Source organism: Escherichia sp. KTE159, from assembly GCF_000408805.1.
Classification (GTDB): Bacteria; Pseudomonadota; Gammaproteobacteria; order Enterobacterales; family Enterobacteriaceae; genus Escherichia; species Escherichia marmotae.
In genome coordinates this window covers 239,470-262,245 of sequence record NZ_KE137295.1, presented here as the reverse complement: position 1 = coordinate 262,245, position 22,776 = coordinate 239,470, and the positions used below count along the sequence as shown (strand labels likewise).

Genomic DNA, 22,776 nt, shown 5'->3' with positions numbered 1-22,776 from the left:
GATGGCTAATCCGCTATATCAAAAACATATCATTTCCATAAACGACCTTAGTCGCGATGACCTTAATCTGGTGCTGGCGACAGCGGCGAAACTGAAAGCAAACCCGCAACCAGAGTTGTTGAAACATAAAGTGATTGCCAGTTGCTTCTTCGAAGCATCAACCCGCACCCGCCTCTCTTTCGAAACCTCGATGCACCGCCTGGGTGCCAGCGTGGTGGGATTCTCCGACAGCGCCAACACGTCATTGGGTAAAAAAGGGGAAACGCTGGCCGATACCATTTCGGTTATTAGTACCTATGTCGATGCGATTGTGATGCGCCACCCGCAGGAAGGTGCGGCACGCCTGGCCACCGAGTTTTCCGGCAATGTACCGGTACTGAATGCCGGTGATGGTTCCAACCAACATCCGACGCAAACCTTGCTGGATCTGTTCACGATTAAGGAAACTCAGGGGCGTCTGGACAATCTCCACGTCGCAATGGTCGGTGACCTGAAATATGGCCGTACCGTGCACTCTCTGACCCAGGCGCTGGCAAAATTCGACGGCAACCGTTTTTACTTCATCGCCCCGGATGCGTTGGCAATGCCGCAATACATTCTGGATATGCTCGATGAAAAAGGTATCGCCTGGAGTCTGCATAGCGCCATCGAAGAAGTGATGGCGGAAGTGGATATTCTGTATATGACCCGCGTGCAAAAAGAGCGCCTGGATCCGTCTGAATACGCCAACGTGAAAGCGCAGTTTGTCCTGCGCGCCAGCGATCTCCACAACGCCAAAGCCAATATGAAAGTGCTGCATCCGCTGCCGCGCGTTGATGAGATTGCGACAGATGTTGATAAAACGCCGCACGCCTGGTACTTCCAGCAGGCAGGTAACGGAATTTTCGCTCGCCAGGCGTTACTGGCACTGGTTCTGAATCGCGATCTGGTACTGTAAGGGGAAATAGAGATGACACACGATAATAAATTGCAGGTTGAAGCTATTAAACGCGGCACGGTAATTGACCATATCCCCGCCCAGATCGGTTTTAAGCTGTTGAGTCTGTTCAAGCTGACCGAAACGGATCAGCGCATCACCATTGGTCTGAACCTGCCTTCTGGCGAGATGGGGCGCAAGGATCTGATCAAAATCGAAAATACCTTTTTGAGTGAAGATCAGGTAGACCAACTGGCATTGTATGCACCGCAAGCCACGGTAAACCGTATCGACAACTATGAAGTGGTTGGCAAATCGCGCCCCAGCCTGCCGGAGCGCATCGACAATGTGCTGGTCTGCCCGAACAGCAACTGTATCAGCCATGCCGAACCGGTTTCTTCCAGCTTTGCAGTGAGAAAACGCGCCAATGATATCGCGCTCAAATGCAAATACTGCGAAAAAGAGTTTTCCCATAATGTGGTGCTGGCCAATTAATTGCGGTTGGTAATAAAAGTCTGGCTCCCTATAATGAGCCAGACTTTTTACCGCTGTAATAAAGGAGAAATCATGAGCAAAACTATCGCGACGGAAAATGCACCCGCAGCTATCGGTCCGTATGTTCAGGGCGTTGATCTGGGCAGTATGATCATCACCTCCGGTCAGATCCCGGTAAACCCGAAAACGGGCGAAGTTCCGGCAGACGTAGCCGCACAGGCGCGTCAGTCTCTGGATAACGTAAAAGCGATCGTGGAAGCGGCTGGCCTGAAAGTGGGCGATATCGTTAAAACCACCGTTTTTGTGAAAGATCTGAACGACTTCGCAACCGTAAATGCCACTTACGAAGCGTTCTTCACCGAGCACAATGCCACCTTCCCGGCACGTTCTTGCGTTGAAGTTGCCCGTCTGCCGAAAGACGTGAAGATTGAGATCGAAGCGATCGCTGTTCGTCGCTAATCTCTTTCAAAAAGATAATCCAGGTTTCGCGCCTGGATTATCTGATTCAACCACGGAGGGTTGAAGATGGCTAAAGCCCGTTTCACTGATGAACAAATTGCTGAAATTTTACAGCAGTCAAAAAAGGGTGCACCTAATAAGGATTTATGTGAACACTATCAATTTAGTGTTAGTACGCTGCGGCGCTGGCAAGAACAGCACGCAGAAGGCGTAAGAAGTGAATTAAAAAAAATAGAATCCAAAGCGCAAATCGTCTTTCTGCTTTTCTTTGCTGTCTCCATTATACTCACGCTTATATTTGGCAAGCCTACAGGTGGATGGGTAATACCGCCTTTATTACTTTATTGTGTTTATTATATCCGCCTGTATCGCAACATCTCCTCCAGACACATTAAAAAAGAAGACATCTGTCTCTCTCGTTCGGTAAATAAAAGCTATAGCGCCCTTTATAATTTGAGCTGGACGTTTATTTGTTTTTTTATTTTTGCAGTAATCTATTTTTTTGTGCAGATTTTTTCGTAGGTGACCGACCTGAAAGAATATTTCAGGTCAGTCTCATCACTGGCTTACTGCCAGCCGTAACGACGGCTATAGAACCCTTTCACCAGTTGCGTTAATGTCATATACCCTGCCAGAATCGCAATCAGCCACGGGAAATAGCTTAACGGCAACGCCTGCAGTTGCAGATAACTGGCCAGCGGCGAGAACGGCAATGCGATCCCCACAACCATCACGATCACGGTCATGATCATTAACGGCCACGATGCGCGGCTCTGAATAAACGGAACACGGCGGGTACGGATCATATGTACAATCAGCGTTTGCGACAGTAACCCCAGCACAAACCAGCCCGACTGGAACAGCGTTTGCGTTTCCGGCGTGTTGGCATGGAATACCCACCACATCAGGCAAAACGTCAGAATATCGAAGATCGAACTGATCGGTCCGAAGAAGATCATAAAGCGCCCCAGATCCGCCGGATTCCAGCGCTGCGGCTTTTGAATTTGCTCGTCGTCGACGTTATCAAACGGGATCGCCACCTGTGACACATCGTACAGCAGGTTCTGAATAAGCAAGTGTAACGGCAACATCGGCAGGAAAGGCAAGAAAGCACTCGCCACCAGCACGCTGAACACATTACCGAAGTTAGAACTCGCCGTCATTTTGATGTATTTCAGCATGTTGGCGAAAGTGCGACGTCCCTCAATAACCCCCTCTTCCAGCACCATCAGGCTTTTTTCCAGCAGGATGATATCAGCCGCTTCACGAGCAATATCTACCGCGCCGTCCACGGAAATTCCAATATCCGCAGCGCGTAAGGCGGGCGCATCATTTATTCCATCGCCCATAAAGCCAACCACATGCCCTTCACGCCTCAGTAAGGTCACAATGCGTTCTTTATGCATCGGCGTCAGGCGCGCGAACAGCGTGGTACGTTGCGCGAGATTTGCCAATTCGTCGTCAGTTAGCGTTTCAATATCACTACCAGTAACCACTTCTCCCGCGTCCAGCCCCACTTCATGGCACACTTTCGCCGCCACTAACTCACTGTCGCCAGTAAGGATCTTCACGGTAATTCCACTGGCTTTTAACGCCCGCAGAGCCGGAGCCGTTGTCTCTTTTGGCGGATCAAGAAAAGCGATATATCCTTCGAGGATCAGATCGGATTCATCAATCCGCTGGTAATCTCCTTCACGCGCTGGCAGGTATTTCGTCGCCACCGCAACCACGCGCAGCCCCTGACGGTTCAGCGTATCAGTAACCCGTTTAATCTTGCGTAACATGGTGTCATCAAGCGGGACAATCTCGCCATTGTGACGCACTTGCGAACACACATTGAGGATCTCCTGCAATGCGCCTTTGCAGACCAGTTGATGGTGTTCGGCATTTTCTGCCACTACTACCGACATCCGGCGGCGCTCGAAATCAAACGGAATTTCATCCACTTTCTGCCAACGACTGGCCAACAGACGGGCAGACTCTTCATCGATGCCTTCCAGCACCGCCGTATCGAGCAGGTTTTTAAGCCCGGTCTGGTAATGGCTGTTCAACCACGCACTATGTAGCACCCGCTCGCTGGTTTTACCGGAGATATCGGTATGATTCTCCAGCACAATTTTATCTTGCGTCAGGGTGCCTGTTTTATCAGTGCACAGAATATCCATAGCGCCAAAGTTCTGAATGGCATCCAGATGTTTGACGATCACTTTCTGTTTCGACAGCTTGACTGCGCCACGTGCCAGCGTCGAAGTGACAATCATCGGCAACATTTCCGGCGTTAAGCCTACCGCAACCGAAAGCGCGAACAGCGCTGCTTCCCACCAGTCACCTTTGGTGTAACCGTTGATGAGCAGCACCACCGGCGTCATCACCAGCATAAAGCGAATCAACAATATGCTGACGCGGCTGATCCCTTGTTGAAAGGCGTTCGGCTCGTTTTCCTGCTCGCTGACACGCCCCGCCAGTTGACCAAACCAGGTATTGGCACCTGTGGCAATCACCATTGCTTGTGCCGTGCCGCTCACCACGGTGGTGCCCATAAAACACAAAGTGTCGCACTCCAGCGGATTACAGTGCTCTGACTGGCGGGTAGTTGCTGCTTTTTCAACAGGCAGAGACTCACCGGTTAACGACGCCTGAGCGATGAACAGATCGCGCGCCTGCAAAATACGTAAATCGGCCGGGATCATATCCCCCGCCGCCAGTTTAATAATATCGCCAGGCACTAACTGGTCGATTGGGATCTCCAGCCAGCCATTTTCCCCTTTGTCGTTAATTACACGCAGCACCGTCGCGGTATTGCTGACCATCGCTTTCAGGGCATCTGCCGCTTTAGTGGAACGCGCTTCCTGAATAAAGTTCAGCAGCGTGGAAATAGCCACCATTAACGCGATCACACCTGCAGCAAATAAATCCTCCGTGGCATAAGAAATACCGCCGAGAATGGTGAGCAATATATTAAAGGGGTTGCGATAACAGACCCACAAATGTACCCACCACGGAGACGGTTGTTGCGCAGGTAATTTATTTTCACCATGTTGTTCGCGGGCTAATTCCACTTCCGCCTGATTTAACCCTTCCGGATGGGTGTCGAAGGTTTTCCATAATTCCTCTTCTGGCATTACCGCCATTTTCAGGCAATGCGCACTTAAGGAAGGGGGGATCGGAATATTCGCTGTCTGTTGCGCGCCAGGCAACGGATCGCGATGAACCAGACGAGAAGGTAAATGGCGAATGAGCCGGGTAAAAATTTCTTTAAACATAGGAAGTCCCTCCGCACCCTGTAAGCATGGTGCAGAAAATATCTTCAGGCGTTGCAAAGCCTTACCTGAAGGTAATAAAAATGAGCTGGGACGTTAAAACGTCACGGCTTTACGCATCCGGTAACGCCGTGAAAAGACAGGCTTACCGGAAAAGTTTTAATCTCCGTCGAGGGAGAGGCGTGGGATCAGGTTCCATATAACCTCCGGTAAGTGAAAAATAGCGCCAGGAATCCAATAATATTGGTAGCATTTATGCCGATATAATACCTGCAGACAACTAAACCAACGATAAACCAGACTTTGCCCATTGCGGTATGCACAGGTAAAGTTAGGCTCAAATAATTAAACCGCAAGTTACGGGGCAACAGGATGCAAAATCGGCTGACCATCAAAGACATCGCGCGCTTAAGCGGCGTGGGGAAATCCACGGTTTCCCGGGTGCTGAATAACGAAAGCGGCGTGAGTCAGCGCACACGTGAGCGCGTGGAAGCAGTGATGAATCAGCATGGATTTTCCCCTTCCCGCTCCGCACGCGCCATGCGTGGGCAAAGCGATAAAGTCGTCGCCATTATCGTTACCCGTCTGGATTCGTTATCAGAAAATCTCGCCGTTCAGACCATGCTGCCTGCATTCTATGAACAGGGCTACGACCCAATCATGATGGAAAGCCAGTTTTCACCACAATTGGTCGCAGAGCATCTGAGCGTTCTGAAACGTCGTAATATTGACGGCGTGGTGCTGTTTGGTTTTACCGGCATAACGGAAGAGATGTTAGCCCACTGGCAGTCATCACTGGTGCTGATGGCACGTGACGCAAAAGGCTTTGCTTCAGTCTGTTATGACGACGAAGGGGCGATCAAAATCCTGATGCAGCGACTGTATGACCAGGGGCACCGCAATATCAGCTATCTCGGCGTGCCACACAGTGACGTCACTACCGGTAAGCGACGCCATGAGGCCTATCTGGCATTTTGCAAAGCGCATAAACTGCATCCCGTCGCCGCTCTGCCGGGCCTTGCCATGAAGCAAGGCTACGATAACGTGGAAAAAGTGATTACGCCTGAAACCACCGCGTTGCTGTGCGCAACCGACACGCTGGCACTTGGCGCAAGTAAATACCTGCAAGAGAAACGCATTGACACTCTACAGTTGGCGAGTGTTGGTAATACGCCGTTGATGAAGTTCCTCCATCCGGAGATCGTCACCGTTGATCCCGGCTACGCTGAAGCCGGACGCCAGGCGGCCTGCCAGTTGATCGAGCAGGTAACCGGACGCAGCGAACCCCAACAAATCGTCATCCCCGCCACCCTTTCCTGATCGTTGACTGAACGATAATTTGTGATCTTCGCTGCGTTTCGGGAACGTTCCCATTTTTAATATTCTCTTCCCACGATATTCTGCCATCAACCAAATATGTCATCTGCCACGGGGCTTTACGATGAGCAAAGTGAACCAAACGGATATCGACCAGTTGATTGAACTGGTCGGCGGGCGCGACAATATCGCGACGGTGAGCCACTGTATTACACGCCTGCGCTTTGTCCTCAACCAACCGACCAATGCCAGACCGAAAGAAATTGAACAATTACCAATGGTGAAAGGCTGCTTCACCAATGCCGGGCAATTTCAGGTGGTCATTGGCACCAACGTTGGCGATTACTATAAAGCGCTGCTGGCGAGGACTGGTCAGGCGCAGGTCGATAAAGAGCAGGTGAAAAAAGCTGCACGGCAAAATATGAAATGGCATGAACAGTTGATCTCCCATTTCGCAGAGATCTTCTTCCCGTTGCTACCGGCGCTAATTAGTGGTGGTTTGATCCTCGGTTTTCGCAATGTGATTGGCGATCTACCCATGAGCAACGGGCAGACGCTGGCGCAAATGTACCCTTCTCTAAAAACGATCTACGATTTTTTGTGGTTGATCGGTGAAGCGATCTTCTTCTACCTGCCAGTCGGAATCTGCTGGTCAGCGGTGAAAAAGATGGGTGGCACACCGATTCTCGGTATCGTACTTGGCGTGACGCTGGTTTCTCCACAATTGATGAACGCCTATCTGCTCGGGCAGCAGGTGCCGGAAGTATGGGACTTTGGCATGTTCAGCATCGCTAAAGTAGGCTATCAGGCACAGGTGATCCCGGCACTGCTGGCCGGGCTGGCGCTTGGCGTTATTGAAACCCGCCTTAAGCGCATCGTGCCAGATTACCTCTATCTGGTGGTTGTGCCGGTCTGTTCGTTGATCCTCGCGGTGTTCCTTGCCCATGCACTTATTGGTCCCTTTGGCCGCATGATTGGCGATGGCGTTGCCTTTGCGGTACGCCACCTGATGACCGGCAGCTTTGCGCCGATTGGTGCGGCATTGTTTGGCTTCCTGTACGCCCCGTTGGTGATCACCGGCGTACACCAGACCACGCTTGCTATTGATTTGCAGATGATTCAAAGCATGGGTGGCACGCCAGTGTGGCCGCTGATTGCACTGTCGAATATCGCTCAGGGCTCCGCCGTGATAGGTATTATCATTTCCAGCCGCAAGCACAATGAACGCGAGATCTCCGTGCCTGCCGCGATCTCCGCCTGGCTTGGGGTCACAGAGCCGGCAATGTACGGCATCAACCTGAAATATCGCTTCCCGATGCTGTGCGCGATGATTGGTTCTGGTGTGGCGGGATTGTTATGCGGCCTGAACGGCGTCATGGCGAACGGCATCGGTGTTGGCGGTCTGCCGGGCATTCTCTCTATTCAGCCGAGCTACTGGCAGGTGTTTGCGCTGGCAATGGCTATCGCCATCATCATTCCGATTGTACTCACCTCGTTTATCTACCAGCGGAAATATCGCCTGGGTACGCTTGAAATTGTTTAATTTTCTTCGGGGCGCACTTGCGCCCCCTCGCATTTGCAGGAATAACCTAATGACTAATCTTCCCCACTGGTGGCAAAACGGCGTTATCTACCAGATTTATCCAAAGAGTTTTCAGGACACCACCGGCAGCGGCACCGGCGATCTGCGCGGAGTCACCCTGCGCCTCGACTATCTACAAAAACTGGGGGTCGATGCTATCTGGTTGACCCCCTTTTATGTCTCTCCCCAGGTCGATAACGGTTACGACGTGGCGAACTATACGGCGATTGATCCCACGTATGGCACGCTGGATGATTTTGACGAACTGGTGGCGCAGGCGAAATCGCGCGGTATTCGCATTATTCTTGATATGGTGTTTAACCATACTTCTACCCAACACGCCTGGTTTCGCGAGGCGCTGAACAAAGAAAGCCCTTATCGTCAGTTTTATATCTGGCGTGACGGCAAACCAGGAATACCACCAAATAACTGGCGTTCTAAATTCGGCGGCAATGCCTGGCGCTGGCACGCAGAAAGCGAACAGTATTATTTGCATCTGTTTGCACCTGAACAGGCCGATCTCAACTGGGAAAACCCAGCAGTACGCACAGAACTGAAAAAAGTCTGTGAGTTCTGGGCCGATCGCGGGGTAGACGGGCTGCGTCTGGATGTGGTGAATCTGATCTCCAAAGACCCGCGCTTCCCTGACGATCTGGATGGCGACGGGCGTCGCTTCTACACCGACGGGCCACGAGTCCATGAGTTTTTGCACGAGATGAACCGTGATGTCTTTACACCACGCGGGTTGATGACCGTAGGTGAAATGTCCTCCACCAGCCTTGAACATTGCCAGCGATACGCGGCGCTGACAGGCAGTGAATTGTCGATGACCTTTAATTTTCATCACCTGAAGGTCGATTATCCCGGCGGTGAAAAATGGACGCTAGCTAAACCTGACTTTGTAGCGTTAAAAACATTGTTCCGCCACTGGCAACAGGGAATGCATAACGTCGCGTGGAATGCTTTGTTCTGGTGTAACCACGATCAGCCGCGCATTGTTTCTCGCTTTGGCGATGAAGGTGACTACCGAGAGCCTGCGGCAAAAATGCTGGCGATGGTGCTGCATGGTATGCAGGGAACGCCTTATATTTACCAGGGGGAAGAGATTGGCATGACCAATCCGCATTTCACACGCATTACCGATTACCGCGACGTGGAAAGCCTCAACATGTTTGCCGAACTGCGCAACTGCGGGTGTGACGCCGAAGAGTTATTGGCGATCCTCGCCAGCAAGTCCCGCGATAACAGCCGCACGCCAATGCAATGGAACAACGGCGATAACGCCGGGTTTACTACCGTCGAACCGTGGATTGCCGTGTGTGATAACTATCGGGAAATCAATGTGGAAGCCGCGCTGGCCGATGAATCTTCGGTGTTTTACACCTATCAGAAATTAATCGCGCTGCGTAAACAAGAACCCATTCTGACATGGGGCGATTACCAGGATCTGCTGCCAAACAGCCCTGCGTTGTGGTGCTATCGCCGCGAATGGCAGGGGCAAACCTTATTGGTGATTGCCAACCTTAGCCGCGACATACAACCCTGGCAGCCAGGGCAAATCCGCGGCGACTGGCAACTGTTAATGCACAACTATGAAGAAGCCTCCTCTCAACCGGGAGCCATGACATTACGGCCTTTTGAGGCTGCCTGGTGGTTGCAGAGATAATTCTTCTCCTGGCCCCGGTAAAGCGAGCATTTTCGGGGCCTTACATGGCAGCACATTGTTTTTGTTGGTTTTTTAAACAGAAAATTATTAAAAATTTACACATCGCTGTAGCGCCCGTCATCCGTACACTCTGCTTTTTACTTTGAGCTAAATCAAAAAAAGCTCAAACATCCTTAATGCAAAGCACTATATATAGACTTTAAAATGCATCGCAACCCAATATGTTGTATCCGTCGACTATACTTGCATCAAGATACACACCAACTAAGCCGACATAATTGTGGATAAGGCAGATTGGGACTGCTGTAACTCCCCGTAAAAAGAGCCAAATAAACCGGGGCGCACTTCCCAATTTTCTGTGTATAACCTGTTCTTAAAAATATGGAGCGATCATGACACCGCATGTGATGAAACGAGACGGCTGCAAAGTGCCGTTTAAATCAGAGCGCATCAAAGAAGCTATTCTGCGTGCAGCTAAAGCAGCGGAAGTCGATGATGCAGATTATTGTGCCACTGTTGCCGCTGTCGTCAGCGAGCAAATGCAAGGCCGCACCCAGGTCGATATCAACGAAATCCAGACTGCAGTTGAAAACCAGCTCATGTCTGGCCCGTACAAACAACTGGCTCGTGCTTACATCGAGTACCGTCATGATCGCGACATTGAACGTGAAAAACGCGGTCGCCTGAACCAGGAGATCCGTGGCCTGGTCGAGCAGACCAACTCTTCGTTGCTCAATGAAAACGCCAACAAAGACAGCAAGGTGATTCCGACCCAGCGCGACCTGCTGGCCGGGATTGTTGCTAAACACTATGCACGCCAGCATTTGCTGCCGCGTGACGTGGTTCAGGCGCATGAGCGTGGCGATATTCACTACCACGATCTCGATTACTCGCCGTTCTTCCCGATGTTCAACTGCATGTTGATCGACCTGAAAGGTATGTTGACCCAGGGCTTTAAGATGGGGAACGCCGAGATTGAACCGCCGAAGTCGATCTCTACGGCAACCGCAGTAACTGCACAGATTATCGCCCAGGTTGCCAGCCATATTTATGGCGGCACCACCATTAACCGTATCGACGAAGTTCTGGCACCGTTCGTCACTGCCAGCTACAACAAGCACCGTAAAACAGCGGAAGAGTGGAGCATTCCAGACGCTGAAGGCTACGCCAACTCTCGTACCATCAAAGAGTGCTACGACGCGTTCCAGTCGCTGGAATATGAAGTGAATACCCTGCACACAGCCAACGGTCAGACGCCGTTTGTCACCTTTGGCTTTGGTCTGGGTACTAGCTGGGAGTCGCGTCTGATTCAGGAATCTATCCTGCGTAACCGTATCGCGGGCCTCGGTAAAAACCGTAAAACTGCCGTGTTCCCGAAACTGGTGTTTGCGATCCGCGATGGCCTGAACCATAAAAAAGGCGATCCGAACTACGACATCAAACAACTGGCACTGGAGTGTGCAAGCAAGCGCATGTATCCAGACATTCTGAACTACGATCAGGTGGTTAAGGTTACTGGGTCGTTTAAAACGCCAATGGGTTGCCGCAGCTTCCTCGGCGTGTGGGAAAACGAAAACGGCGAGCAGATCCACGATGGACGTAACAACCTCGGCGTAATCAGCCTTAACCTGCCGCGTATTGCGCTGGAAGCAAAAGGTGATGAAGCCACCTTCTGGAAGCTGCTGGATGAACGCCTGGTGCTGGCGCGTAAGGCGCTGATGACCCGTATCGCCCGTCTGGAAGGCGTGAAAGCGCGCGTGGCCCCAATCCTCTATATGGAAGGTGCCTGTGGAGTACGTCTGAATGCTGATGACGACGTTTCTGAAATCTTCAAAAACGGTCGTGCATCGATTTCGCTGGGTTATATCGGGATCCACGAAACGATTAATGCGCTGTTCGGCGGCGAACATGTTTACGACAACGAGCAACTGCGTGCGAAAGGTATTGCCATTGTTGAACGTCTGCGTCAGGCGGTGGATCAGTGGAAAGAAGAAACCGGCTACGGTTTCAGCCTCTACAGTACGCCGAGTGAAAACCTGTGCGATCGCTTCTGTCGTCTTGATACTGCGGAGTTTGGCGTGGTGCCGGGCGTGACCGATAAAGGTTACTACACCAACAGTTTCCACCTCGATGTTGAGAAGAAGGTTAACCCGTACGACAAGATCGACTTTGAAGCGCCTTATCCGCCGCTGGCGAACGGTGGCTTCATTTGCTACGGCGAGTATCCAAATATTCAGCACAACCTGAAGGCGCTGGAAGATGTCTGGGATTACAGCTATCAGCATGTGCCGTATTACGGCACCAACACGCCGATCGATGAATGCTACGAATGTGGCTTTACCGGTGAGTTTGAGTGCACCAGCAAAGGCTTCACCTGCCCGAAATGTGGTAACCATGACACCTCCCGTGTGTCGGTGACTCGCCGCGTGTGCGGATATTTAGGCAGTCCTGATGCGCGTCCGTTTAACGCCGGTAAGCAGGAAGAAGTTAAGCGCCGCGTTAAACATTTGGGCAATGGGCAAATCGGTTGATCTTCACTCTGCGGTAAGCAAATGCCGGATGCGACGCGAAAGCGTCTTATCCGGCCTACACGCGGACTGATAAGCCAGGCAAAAATGAATTACCATCAATACTATCCTGTCGACATCGTTAACGGCCCCGGCACTCGCTGCACCCTGTTTGTCTCCGGGTGCGTCCATGAATGTCCTGGCTGCTATAACAAAAGCACCTGGCGGGTAAATTCCGGTCAACCGTTTACCAAAGAAATGGAAGACCAGATCATCAACGATCTGAACGACACCCGCATCAAACGCCAGGGTATTTCCCTCTCCGGCGGCGACCCGCTGCACCCACAAAACGTGCCGGATATTTTAAAACTGGTACAACGCATCCGCGCCGAGTGCCCTGGTAAAGATATCTGGGTATGGACAGGCTATAAACTCGACGAACTCAATGCTGCGCAAATGCAGGTTGTTGACTTGATTAACGTGCTGGTCGACGGCAAATTTGTGCAGGATTTAAAAGATCCGTCCCTGATCTGGCGCGGTAGCAGCAACCAGGTGGTGCATCATTTGCGGTAATCACTCATCCAGCCGTTTATCCGCCTCATCATAAACGGCTGAGTTCTCTCTCTTACCAATAGCTATCACCAACACGAGCAACGCTTTATCGTTGACCTGATAGACCAGACGATATCCCAGTGTCCGAAACTTAATTTTATAGCAGTCCGGCAAATCCCGCAGTTTAGCCGATGGATTGCTCGGCCTTTTCAGCACATTCTCAAGCTTTTTTAAAATTGTTCCCGGACTGCCACGCTCAGCTTTTGCCACTCTTTCAGCGCTCGCGGATCAAAGGCCAGCTCATAGTTCATCCAGTCGGACCTTAATGGCCTCTTGTGGGTTGGCCAGTCGTTCCCTGACAGTGCGTAACAAGGCTTCTTCGCTATCACTGACAGTGAGCGTTTTTACCGGCATTCGCCCATTTTCCGCAACGTACTGAAACAACAGTCGCACTGCTTCAGTAGGCGTGATATTTAATTTTTCCAGCACCGCATAAGCCTCATTTTTCAGTTTGTCATCCAGGCGGACGTTAAGTGTGGCCATTATGCCTCCGGTAATTACGAAAAGTGTAATGCATTATAGCATTACATATGCATTACATTCATTTATGGAAAACGCCTCGCAAAAATGGGGCTACGCACAGGACAATGGTCGTGTTGACAGTAAATTCTGCGTGGGATTTATGAAAGGAGAAGAGCGTTGGGCGGTGATGTTTCACCGCCCAATCCAGCATTAACGATACTTCTTGTGATAGGTGTTGCGGGTGGTTTTCAGTTGCTCTGCGGCGGCCTGTGCTTCTTTGACTTTACCTTCGTTCGCCAACTTCAGCGCGTCGTCAATCTGGCCGACCAGAATGTCGAAACCGTGACGGAAATCTTTCATTTCCGGACTGTCTGGCGATTTACCTTCCAGCTTCGGCGGCGTTGCTTTTTGCGCATCCAGCGCCGCGGCGCGCATTTTGGTTAACGCATCTTTGACTTGCGCCGCGTTATCCGCTTTTTCGACCACTTTTAAATTGTCGTTGAGGGTTTCCATATTGCCTTCCAGATCAGCGGCAAACGACGCCGAACTGAATACCAACGAGGAGACTGCAAGAATAGCTAACAGGCTTTTACGCATTGCTCACTTCCTTCCATTTTTCTTATTAAGATTCGGCGCGGCAGGTCGCGCCAGTTTTTTACTGCCCGGCGATTTTCATCTCCGGCAACAGTACAGAACCACACTGTATATTGCTGCGTGTTTCAATATCGTTACCGACGGTGACAATATTGCGCCACATATCTTTTAAATTACCTGCGATGGTGATTTCGCTAACCGGATACTGAATTTCGCCGTTTTCTACCCAGAAGCCCGCGGCACCACGGGAATAATCACCGGTAATTGCGCTCACGCCCTGGCCCATCAATTCTGTCACCACCAGCCCGGTGCCCATCTCTTTGAGCATCTGCTCGAAGCTCAGACCTTGCCCGGCAATACGCCAGTTGTGGATACCGCCCGCATGACCGGTACTTTTCAGCCCCAGCTTGCGCGCAGAGTAGGAAGTCAGCAGCCACTGAGTCAGGATGCCATCTTTGATGATATCGCGACGCTCGGTGCGCACACCTTCACTGTCGAATGGCGTGGATGCCAACCCTTTTAGCAGATGCGGGTGTTCTTCAATGGTCAGCCAGTCAGGCAAAATTTGTTTACCGAGCGAGTCGAGCAGAAAAGTCGATTTGCGGTAGACCGCACCACCGGCAATCGCGCCGACCAGATGACCAAACAGCCCCGTGGCAACTTCATTGGCAAAAATTACCGGCGCTTTCATAGTGGAGAGTTTACGCGGTGACAGGCGCGATAAAGTACGGCGGGCGCAGTCTGCCCCGACCCATTCCGGCGTTTGTAGATCGCTCATCGCGCGACCAATGGTGTAGGCATAATCACGCTCCATATCGCCGTTCTCTTCGGCAATCACGCAACTGGAGAGTGAATGGCGCGTTGAACAGTAGCCCTGCAACATGCCGTGGCTGTTACCAAATACTTTTACCCCGTAGTGGCTGTTAAAACTGCCGCCTTCGGTATTGGTGATGCGTTTGTCCGCCTTTAACGCAGCCTGTTCAGCACGGGCCGCCAGTTCAATGGCTTCATCCGGAGAGACTTCCGCAGGGTGGAACAAGTCGAGATCAGGCGCGTCAAAGGCCAGCAACTCTTTATCTGCCACGCCTGCGTAGGGATCTGGCGAGGTATAACGGGCAATATCCAGCGCCGCCTGTACGGTGCGGGCAATGGCCTGCGGGCTTAAATCGGTGGATGATGCACTACCTTTGCGGTTCTGGTGATAAACGGTGATCCCCAGCGCGCCATCGCTATTGAATTCGACATTCTCCACTTCACCATAACGCGTGCTTACGCTAATGCCGGTGGTCTTGCTGACGGCAACTTCTGCACCGTCCGATTTGCCTGAGGCCAACTCCAGCGCAGTCGAAACTGCTTCTTCCAGAATCTTGCGCTGCGCTTCAACTTGAGAGATTACTTTCATTGCAAGTGCCATAATGTAGAGAGTTTCTCTGAAGTCTAACAGAGAACCGTTTTTCAGTGCGCATCTTAACTGGTAACATTAGCCTCTTTTTTTAAGGAGCCTGACATGACTAAGCAGCCCGAAGACTGGCTCGACGACGTTCCCGGTGATGATATCGAAGACGAAGACGATGAAATTATCTGGGTCAGTAAAAGTGAAATTAAACGCGATGCCGAGGAGTTAAAACGCCTGGGTGCGGAAATTGTAGATCTGGGGAAAAACGCGCTGGATAAGATCCCGCTAGATGCGGATCTGCGCGCAGCTATCGAGTTAGCCCAGCGTATTAAGATGGAAGGCCGCCGCCGCCAGTTGCAGCTTATCGGTAAGATGCTGCGCCAGCGCGATGTAGAACCGATCCGTCAGGCGCTGGATAAGCTGAAAAACCGCCACAACCAGCAGGTTGTGCTGTTCCATAAACTGGAAAACCTGCGCGATCGTTTGATCGACCACGGTGATGATGCCATCGCTGAGGTATTGAACTTGTGGCCAGATGCCGATCGTCAGCAATTACGTGCTCTGATCCGCAACGCGAAGAAAGAGAAAGAAGGGAACAAGCCGCCGAAATCCGCACGACAGATTTTCCAGTATCTGCGTGAGTTAGCGGAGAACGAAGGGTAAGTTTTGTTGCTGATGTGAGTATGGTTTGCCGGATGCAGTGCACCGCCAGATCTGTAGGCCTGATAAGACGCGTCAAGCGTCGCTTCAGGCGCTATGCTCAAATGCCGGATGCGGCGTGAACGCCCTATCCGGCCTACAAAAGCACGTTGCCCCTGTAGGCCTTATAAAACGTCTCAGGGTTACTGCGCGGCTTCCGCCTTCTTCGCCAGACCATCCAGCAGTTTCTGATGAATACCACCAAAATCGCCGTTGCTCATCACCAGAATATGGTCGCCAGGCTGGGCGGTTTTCACCACCATATCTGCCAACGCATCGACATCACCACTCCAGTGTGCAGGCTGAATACAGGCTTCCGCCACTTCGGCTACCTGCCACGGAATATGCGCCGGTTGCAACAGGAAGACTTCATCGGCACGACCTAACGACGGTGCTAAATCATCTTTGCAGACGCCCATCTTCATGGTGTTCGAGCGTGGTTCCAGCACGGCAATAATACGCGCCGTACCACCAACTTTACCGCGCAGCGCCGCCAGCGTTGCCAGAATTGCCGTCGGGTGATGGGCAAAATCGTCATATACCGTCACGCCATTTGCTTCACCACGCAGTTCCAGACGACGACGAGCGTTGATAAATGACCCCAGCGCATTAGCAGCATCTGCCGGAGCAACACCAACATGACGGGCCGCAGCAATCGCCATCAGACCGTTGTGCATGTTATGTTCCCCCACCAGCGACCATTTCACTTCACCCACTTTTTCACCATCCAGCAAAACTTCCCATTCGGAAGCGTCGGTGGTCAGCTTTTTCGCCTGCCAGTGTCCCTGCTCGCCCACCAGCTCCTGCTCGCTCCAGCAGCCCATCGCCATGGTCTGTTTCAGGTTGATGTCGTTTTCCGGCCAGATAATACGGCCCTGCCCCGGAACAATACGTACCAGATGGTGGAACTGTTTCTGGATCGCTTTCAGGTCGTCGAAAATATCGGCGTGATCAAACTCAAGATTATTGAGGATCAGCGTGCGCGGGCAGTAATGAACAAACTTAGAACGTTTGTCAAAGAAGGCGCAGTCATACTCATCCGCTTCGATAACAAAGAAGTCGCTTTCGCCCAGACGCGCCGAAACCTCAAAGTTTCCAGGTACACCGCCGATCACAAAACCCGGTTTATAGCCGCACTGTTCCAGAATCCAGGTCGCCATTCCCGCGGTAGTGGTTTTGCCGTGTGTACCAGCAATGGCCAGAACCCAGCGGTCACGCAGCACAAAATCGTGCAGCCACTGTGGACCTGACATATACGGAATGTTTTTTTCCAGTACCGCTTCCACACACGGATTTCCACGGGTCATGGCATTGCCAATAATCACCAAATCCGGCTGCGGATCGAGCTGGCTGGCATCGAAACCCTGAATCAGTTCAATGCCTTGCTTCTCAAGTAAGGTGCTCATCGGCGGATACACATTGGCGTCCGAACCCGTTACTTCATGGCCCAACTGGCGCGCCAGAATCGCCAGACCACCCATAAACGTGCCACAAATTCCTAAAATATGAATGCGCATACGTCATTATCCTTTTTTAATCTACCGCTCATTTTACGCATATGTCGGGCAAGTGAGAAACGCATTTCAGGATAATCCGTAATTTGCTGGCGCGATTCACCTGAGCGCAACATTCAGATTATTTGTTAAGATTGTTGCGGTCGCTTTACTCCATAAACATTGCAGGGAAAGTTTTATGAAAACGTTAGGTGAATTTATTGTCGAAAAGCAGCACGAGTTTTCTCATGCTACCGGTGAGCTCACTGCTTTGCTGTCGGCAATAAAACTGGGCGCCAAGATTATCCATAGAGATATCAACAAAGCCGGACTGGTTGATATCCTGGGTGCCAGCGGTGCTGAGAATGTGCAGGGCGAGGTGCAACAAAAACTCGACCTGTTCGCTAATGAAAAACTGAAAGCCGCATTGAAAGCGCGCGATATCGTTGCGGGCATTGCATCTGAAGAAGAGGATGGGATTGTCGTCTTTGATGGGTGTGAACACGCAAAATACGTTGTGCTGATGGACCCCCTGGATGGCTCGTCCAACATCGATGTTAACGTCTCTGTCGGTACTATATTCTCCATCTACCGCCGCGTCACGCCTGTTGGTACGCCGGTAACGGAAGAGGATTTCCTCCAGCCTGGTAATAAACAGGTTGCCGCAGGTTACGTGGTATACGGCTCCTCTACCATGCTGGTTTACACCACTGGCTGCGGCGTCCACGCCTTTACTTATGATCCGTCACTCGGCGTTTTCTGTCTGTGTCAGGAAAAAATGCGTTTCCCGGAGAAAGGCTCAACCTACTCCATCAACGAAGGAAACTACATTAAGTTTCCTAACGGCGTGAAGAAGTACATTAAATTCTGCCAGGAAGAAGATAAGTCCACCAACCGCCCGTACACCTCACGTTATATCGGTTCACTGGTCGCGGATTTCCACCGTAACCTGCTGAAAGGCGGCATTTATCTCTATCCAAGCACCGCAAGTCACCCGGACGGTAAACTGCGTTTGCTGTATGAATGCAACCCAATGGCATTCCTGGCGGAACAAGCTGGCGGTAAAGCGAGCGATGGCAAAGAGCGTATTCTGGATATCATCCCGGAAACCCTGCATCAGCGCCGTTCGTTCTTCGTCGGCAATGACCATATGGTTGAAGATGTCGAACGCTTTATCCGTGAGTTCCCGGACGCGTAATGGTCTAAAAACGCCGGAGCAGTCCGGCGTTTTTGCGTTTTAATTAACAAAAGTTAATTTGACGCGTTTAGAGACACGGAAATAGGGAACCCAGATAGCCAGATGAATGATATTTTTCAGCACACCCCATGCGTCTGAAAGATCAATTGTGGCATGAAGAAATTGTACTGCTCCCCAAATATCAGCAACATTCAATGCGAAGAGCGCCAGAAGAAGGGCAATATAGTAGTGAGGAAGTTGGCGTTTCTTATTAAAAAACAAAAAAGTAGTATAACTCACCAACAGAAATATCGTGGCACATCCGACCACTTCCAGATAAAGCAGAGTTCTGAGCGGTTCTTCCTGACTGCCCTGAGCAAGCCCCCATGTTCGTACAAAAGAATAAATGCTCGAAATAATCACCAGCACTAAAGAAATAGCAGGTAAATACAGCCAACCTCCAATCCCCGTAAGCTTTTTATCAGCACAACCTTTGCAATAATCGTCAGGTGGTAAAACAGCTACTCCACAACTTTTGCATGTTGTACTTAAATCCTCGCCTTCCTTTGCCCACATAAAAATATCCTTGTATATCAGTAAATTTACTCTTTTATTGTATTTTCCGGACTCACTCTTATTACTGGCGAACTCTGACGGTTCTCCCACAGCACCGTTAACCCACGCTGTAATGCAATGAAAATAAACAGCAAAATGCCGATGGCGATTTTCGTCCACCATGAACTCATCGTGCCGTCAAAGTTTATGTAAGTCTGAATGAGTCCCTGAATCGCTACGCCAAAAAGCGTTCCTAATACTGTCCCAACACCGCCGCTTAAAAGTGTACCGCCAATCACCACGGAGGCGATAGCGTCCAGTTCCACACCTACGCCTGCCAGCGCGTATCCGGCCTGGGTGTAAATAGAGAAGACAATCCCGGCCAGTGTCGCCAGTCCGGTGGAGAGCATATAAATGCGAATAGTGGTGCTGCGAGTAGAAATTCCCATCAGGTTTGCCGAAGTCGCGTTGCCACCAATGGCATATACCTGATTACCAAAACGGGTACGATGTGCGAGGAAAATACCAATAACCACCACCGCAAGCATCAGCAGCCCCATCGCGCTTAAGCGACCACCGCCGGGGATTTTCCACGCCAGGCTTGAGAGCGTTTCATAAATGGGATGGTTAATCGGGATCGACTCTTCCGAAACGAGATAGCTGACGCCGCGCAAAAAGAACATTCCTGCCAGGGTAATGATGAATGCCGGGATCTTCAGCGCGTCGATCAGAAGCCCCATAAATGCGCCGAAGGCACAGCCCATCACCAGTACCAGCGGGAAGGCCAATAGTGGCGAAAAGCCGAAGTCACCAATCACCTTTGCCAGAAACACGCCGGTAAAAGCGATCACCGAACCGACAGAAAGATCGATCCCACCGGAGAGGATCACAAAGGTCATGCCGACAGCGATGATCCCCAGAAAAGCGTTATCAGTCAGGATATTGCAGATCACCCGCGTGGAGGCAAAACCGGGAAACTGCGTCAGACAGTAGAGATAGCCCAACACAAAGACGCCGATGGTGATCATCAGTGGCAAGTTACGTTTTATCACGGCTACGCACTCCTTTAATCAGACTGATAAAGCGTTGCGACTGAACAATCAGCACGCAAAGCACCACCACCGCTTTCACCACCTGATTCATCTCCGGCGGAAAGCCCGAGAGCAAAATCCCGGTATTCATTCCCTGAATAATCAGCGCCCCCACCACCGAGAGCAGCAGGTTAAAGCGCCCGCCCATCAGTGATCCACCGCCGATCACCACCGCAAGAATGGCGTCCAGTTCCAGCCATAATCCAGCATTATTGGCGTCGGCACCGCGAATATCCGCCGCCACGATAATGCCCGCAATCGCCGCACACAGCCCGCTCAACACATAGGTGAGCATGACGATGATCCGCGTGTTCACTCCGGCATTTTTCGCTGCCCGAATGTTGATGCCAACAGCTTCAATAAACATCCCCAGCGCCGTTTTGCGAGCCAGCAACCAAAACAGAAGAAGTGTCAGCACTGCAATAATGACCGGCGTTGGCAGGAACAACAGCGATCCGCTGCCGAACCAGGAGAGATCCGGCGAGTTGAAAGTAACGATCTGTCCGGAGGTGATCAGTTGCGCCACGCCGCGCCCGGCAACCATCAGGATCAGAGTGGCGACAAACGGTTGAATTTTGAGGATCGCCACCAGAATGCCATTCCACAATCCAGCCAGAATGCCGGTGCCTAACGCACTGAGTAGCACAATCGGCACGCTATACCCCGCTACCGTCATCGCGGCCGTTGTGGCTCCGGCAATAGCCATCACCGCGCCTACGGAAAGATCGATGCCGCCAGTGGCGATCACCAGCGTCATGCCGATCGCCAGCAGCGCAACGGGAGCCGCGCGGTTAAGGATATCGATGGGACTCCCGAACAGACGCCCATCCTGAAGCACCACCTGCCAGAAATGCGGGGCGACCAAGCTATCGACCAGCAGCACCAGCAATAGCGCTGCCAGTTGCGGCATTCCCGTCGGCCAGCGAAAACGCCTTTTCGACGACGCGGTGTCAGGGAGAGATTGAGGCATCACACTGTTCTCCTTACGCCGCAATGGCGTTCATGATCGCCGGAACGGAAAGCTCTGCCAGCGGGATCTCTGCCACTTGTTTACGATCACGCATGATGATCACCCGATCGGCATAGCCCACCAGTTCTTCCAGTTCCGAGGAGATCACCAGCAGTGCCAGACCATCGGCGCACAACGTTTCAATCAGGCGGATGATCTCGGCGTGGGCACCAACGTCAATACCGCGCGTTGGCTCGTCGAGAATTAGAAATTGCGGACGAGTCAGCAGCCAGCGTGAAAGCAACACTTTTTGTTGATTACCGCCAGAGAGGAACTCTATCGGCTGTTCCGTGGAAGGGGTGCGAATACCGAGCTGGCGGATAAATCGTTCTGCTATTTCCTGCTGTTCTTTGCGTGAAATCGGTCGCAGCCAGCCGCGCTGGGCTTGTAAGGCAAGGATGATATTTTCCCGTACCGAAGCGGCAGCAATAATGCCATCGGTTTTCCGGTCTTCCGGACAGAAACCAATACCCAGTACCGATGCATGATGCGGCGATCGCAGGGTTTGCGGTTTACCTTTGATCAACGCTGTGCCGCTGTCGGCGGGTTTGATACCGAAGATCACTTCCGCAGTTTCTGTACGTCCTGATCCCAGCAAACCTGCCAACCCGACGATCTCGCCGGGACGAATTTCCAGATCAAACGGCGCGATCGTCCCTTTCTTGCCGTAATTGTTAAACTCGGCAACAGGTTTGTCGCTCAACAATGTTCGCCCGGCACGCTGTAGCGCATGAGTGTCGAGTTCACGCCCCAGCATCATTTTCACCAGTTCGATCTGCGGAAGCTCGCGGGTTTCCCGACAGCCAACAAAGCTGCCATTGCGTAAGACGGTGATCCGATCACTGACCTGGTATACCTGATCGAGAAAGTGAGTGACGAAGATCAGGCTGACGCCGCGATCTCGAAGCTGGCGCATCAGGCCAAACAGTAGTTCCACTTCCTGGGTGTCGAGGCTGGCGGTGGGTTCATCAAGGATCAGCACTTTGGCGGAGAGATCGATGGCCCGGCAAATGGCGACGATTTGCTGCATTGCCACCGAAAAACGGTTAAGCGGTTCGCGCACGTCGAGGGAGAAACCGTAGGATGCCATTAACCCGGTTGCGCGCTTTTCCATCTCTTTGCGCCGTAGCAAGCCGAAACGTTTGGGCTCACGGCCGATAAAGAGATTGTCGGCAACCGACATATTGGGTAACAGGTTGACTTCCTGGTAGACGGTGCCGATGCCAAGCTGTTGTGCATGGGCTGTGTTTTTCGGTGAGATGGCCTGGCCTTCCAGCCAGATTGTGCCGCGATCGGCATGGTAAACGCCGGTTAATGCTTTAATCAGCGTCGATTTTCCTGCCCCGTTTTCACCAAGCAGTGCCATAATTTCACCACGACGCAAGCTGAAGTCAACGTTATCTAACGCTTTGACGCCGGGGAAGAATTTGCTTAATCCTTCGGTACGGAGGATTTCCTGGTGTTGGTCGGTAGTCATAGCTCTCCC

The 22,776-nt window shown here is 51.7% G+C and carries 22 protein-coding genes and 1 pseudogene; 12 read left to right on the top strand and 11 right to left on the bottom strand.

The genetic code is table 11. The features are described from left to right. Position 1: 1 nt before the first annotated feature. The 4 genes from pyrB to A31E_RS01890 all read left to right on the top strand — a co-directional run bounded on the left by pyrB (position 2) and on the right by A31E_RS01890 (position 2,392). Positions 2 to 937 (top strand): aspartate carbamoyltransferase, encoded by a 936-nt coding sequence (gene pyrB / locus A31E_RS01875; RefSeq protein ID WP_000013036.1) that lies wholly within the window; start codon positions 2 to 4, stop codon positions 935 to 937. Between the two features lie 12 nt (positions 938 to 949). After that, a complete protein-coding gene (gene pyrI, locus A31E_RS01880; RefSeq protein WP_000148581.1) occupies positions 950 to 1,411 on the top strand; it encodes an aspartate carbamoyltransferase regulatory subunit in 462 nt (153 codons plus the stop codon). Between the two features lie 72 nt (positions 1,412 to 1,483). Further along, entirely contained in the window at positions 1,484 to 1,870 is a 387-nt protein-coding gene (locus tag A31E_RS01885; protein WP_000047542.1) for an enamine/imine deaminase, read from the top strand. A gap of 66 nt (positions 1,871 to 1,936) precedes the next feature. Beyond that, on the top strand, positions 1,937 to 2,392 hold the full coding sequence (locus A31E_RS01890) for a transposase (protein WP_001029763.1): 456 nt from the start codon (positions 1,937 to 1,939) through the stop codon (positions 2,390 to 2,392). Positions 2,393 to 2,436: 44 nt separating this feature from the next. Here the strand turns inward: A31E_RS01890 and mgtA are convergent, their stop codons facing one another. Both mgtA and mgtL read right to left on the bottom strand, forming a co-directional pair. Continuing rightward, positions 2,437 to 5,133 carry a magnesium-translocating P-type ATPase gene (mgtA, locus tag A31E_RS01895; protein WP_016249521.1) on the bottom strand — a complete coding sequence of 899 codons (2,697 nt, stop codon included), beginning with the start codon at positions 5,131 to 5,133 and terminating at the stop codon, positions 2,437 to 2,439. Positions 5,134 to 5,275: 142 nt separating this feature from the next. Next, a complete protein-coding gene (gene mgtL / locus A31E_RS25920; protein ID WP_001387276.1) occupies positions 5,276 to 5,329 on the bottom strand; it encodes a mgtA regulatory leader peptide MgtL in 54 nt (17 codons plus the stop codon). 173 nt (positions 5,330 to 5,502) lie between these two features. On the opposite strand from mgtL, the gene treR reads away from it, so the two are divergent. From treR to nrdG, 5 genes are all read left to right on the top strand, one after another. Further along, on the top strand, positions 5,503 to 6,450 hold the full coding sequence (gene treR, locus A31E_RS01900) for a trehalose operon repressor TreR (protein WP_016249520.1): 948 nt from the start codon (positions 5,503 to 5,505) through the stop codon (positions 6,448 to 6,450). Positions 6,451 to 6,571: 121 nt separating this feature from the next. After that, on the top strand, positions 6,572 to 7,990 hold the full coding sequence (gene treB / locus A31E_RS01905; RefSeq protein WP_000049038.1) for a PTS trehalose transporter subunit IIBC: 1,419 nt from the start codon (positions 6,572 to 6,574) through the stop codon (positions 7,988 to 7,990). Between the two features lie 49 nt (positions 7,991 to 8,039). Then, entirely contained in the window at positions 8,040 to 9,695 is a 1,656-nt protein-coding gene (treC, locus tag A31E_RS01910) for an alpha,alpha-phosphotrehalase (protein ID WP_016249519.1), read from the top strand. A 392-nt stretch (positions 9,696 to 10,087) separates the two neighbouring features. Continuing rightward, positions 10,088 to 12,226 (top strand): anaerobic ribonucleoside-triphosphate reductase, encoded by a 2,139-nt coding sequence (gene nrdD / locus A31E_RS01915; protein WP_000187807.1) that lies wholly within the window; start codon positions 10,088 to 10,090, stop codon positions 12,224 to 12,226. 84 nt (positions 12,227 to 12,310) lie between these two features. Beyond that, a complete protein-coding gene (gene nrdG, locus A31E_RS01920) occupies positions 12,311 to 12,775 on the top strand; it encodes an anaerobic ribonucleoside-triphosphate reductase-activating protein (RefSeq protein ID WP_001106237.1) in 465 nt (154 codons plus the stop codon). Here nrdG and A31E_RS01925 read toward each other — a convergent pair. Together A31E_RS01925 and A31E_RS01930 are read right to left on the bottom strand one after the other, a co-directional pair. Further along, a pseudogene (locus A31E_RS01925) lies at positions 12,776 to 13,065 on the bottom strand (type II toxin-antitoxin system RelE family toxin). After that, positions 13,055 to 13,297: a type II toxin-antitoxin system RelB/DinJ family antitoxin gene (locus A31E_RS01930; protein WP_000212715.1), complete on the bottom strand. Its 243-nt coding sequence runs from the start codon at positions 13,295 to 13,297 to the stop codon at positions 13,055 to 13,057. The pseudogene A31E_RS01925 and the gene A31E_RS01930 overlap by 11 nt, the downstream one beginning before the upstream one ends. Positions 13,298 to 13,325: 28 nt before the next feature. Between A31E_RS01930 and A31E_RS0123295 the strand changes: the two genes are divergently transcribed. After that, positions 13,326 to 13,490, top strand: a complete 165-nt coding sequence (locus tag A31E_RS0123295; protein ID WP_228943734.1) for a hypothetical protein — start codon at positions 13,326 to 13,328, stop codon at positions 13,488 to 13,490. On the opposite strand, the gene cybC is transcribed toward A31E_RS0123295, so the two are convergent. Both cybC and pmbA read right to left on the bottom strand, forming a co-directional pair. Further along, positions 13,487 to 13,873, bottom strand: a complete 387-nt coding sequence (gene cybC, locus A31E_RS01935) for a cytochrome b562 (protein ID WP_001232257.1) — start codon at positions 13,871 to 13,873, stop codon at positions 13,487 to 13,489. The genes A31E_RS0123295 and cybC overlap by 4 nt on opposite strands. A 58-nt stretch (positions 13,874 to 13,931) precedes the next feature. Next, positions 13,932 to 15,284: a metalloprotease PmbA gene (gene pmbA / locus A31E_RS01940; RefSeq protein WP_001162190.1), complete on the bottom strand. Its 1,353-nt coding sequence runs from the start codon at positions 15,282 to 15,284 to the stop codon at positions 13,932 to 13,934. 93 nt (positions 15,285 to 15,377) lie between these two features. Between pmbA and yjgA the strand changes: the two genes are divergently transcribed. Next, positions 15,378 to 15,929 (top strand): ribosome biogenesis factor YjgA, encoded by a 552-nt coding sequence (gene yjgA, locus A31E_RS01945; protein WP_000166266.1) that lies wholly within the window; start codon positions 15,378 to 15,380, stop codon positions 15,927 to 15,929. Positions 15,930 to 16,108: 179 nt separating this feature from the next. On the opposite strand, the gene mpl is transcribed toward yjgA, so the two are convergent. After that, a complete protein-coding gene (mpl, locus tag A31E_RS01950; RefSeq protein ID WP_016249517.1) occupies positions 16,109 to 17,482 on the bottom strand; it encodes a UDP-N-acetylmuramate:L-alanyl-gamma-D-glutamyl-meso-diaminopimelate ligase in 1,374 nt (457 codons plus the stop codon). Between the two features lie 175 nt (positions 17,483 to 17,657). Between mpl and fbp the strand changes: the two genes are divergently transcribed. Continuing rightward, positions 17,658 to 18,656, top strand: a complete 999-nt coding sequence (gene fbp, locus A31E_RS01955; protein WP_000853758.1) for a class 1 fructose-bisphosphatase — start codon at positions 17,658 to 17,660, stop codon at positions 18,654 to 18,656. Between the two features lie 39 nt (positions 18,657 to 18,695). Here the strand turns inward: fbp and A31E_RS01960 are convergent, their stop codons facing one another. Genes A31E_RS01960 through ytfR form a run of 4 tightly spaced genes read right to left on the bottom strand, consistent with a single transcriptional unit; the run spans position 18,696 to position 22,767 of the window. Beyond that, positions 18,696 to 19,211 carry a DUF2569 domain-containing protein gene (locus A31E_RS01960; protein ID WP_000263316.1) on the bottom strand — a complete coding sequence of 172 codons (516 nt, stop codon included), beginning with the start codon at positions 19,209 to 19,211 and terminating at the stop codon, positions 18,696 to 18,698. Positions 19,212 to 19,237: 26 nt separating this feature from the next. Then, a complete protein-coding gene (gene yjfF, locus A31E_RS01965) occupies positions 19,238 to 20,242 on the bottom strand; it encodes a galactofuranose ABC transporter, permease protein YjfF (RefSeq protein WP_000596001.1) in 1,005 nt (334 codons plus the stop codon). After that, positions 20,229 to 21,251, bottom strand: coding sequence for a galactofuranose ABC transporter, ATP-binding protein YtfT (ytfT, locus tag A31E_RS01970; RefSeq protein ID WP_001468307.1), 1,023 nt, complete (start codon positions 21,249 to 21,251; stop codon positions 20,229 to 20,231). Before ytfT ends, yjfF begins: the two co-directional genes overlap by 14 nt. 13 nt (positions 21,252 to 21,264) lie before the next feature. After that, positions 21,265 to 22,767, bottom strand: coding sequence for a galactofuranose ABC transporter, ATP-binding protein YtfR (gene ytfR / locus A31E_RS01975; RefSeq protein ID WP_000205820.1), 1,503 nt, complete (start codon positions 22,765 to 22,767; stop codon positions 21,265 to 21,267). Positions 22,768 to 22,776: the final 9 nt, after the last annotated feature.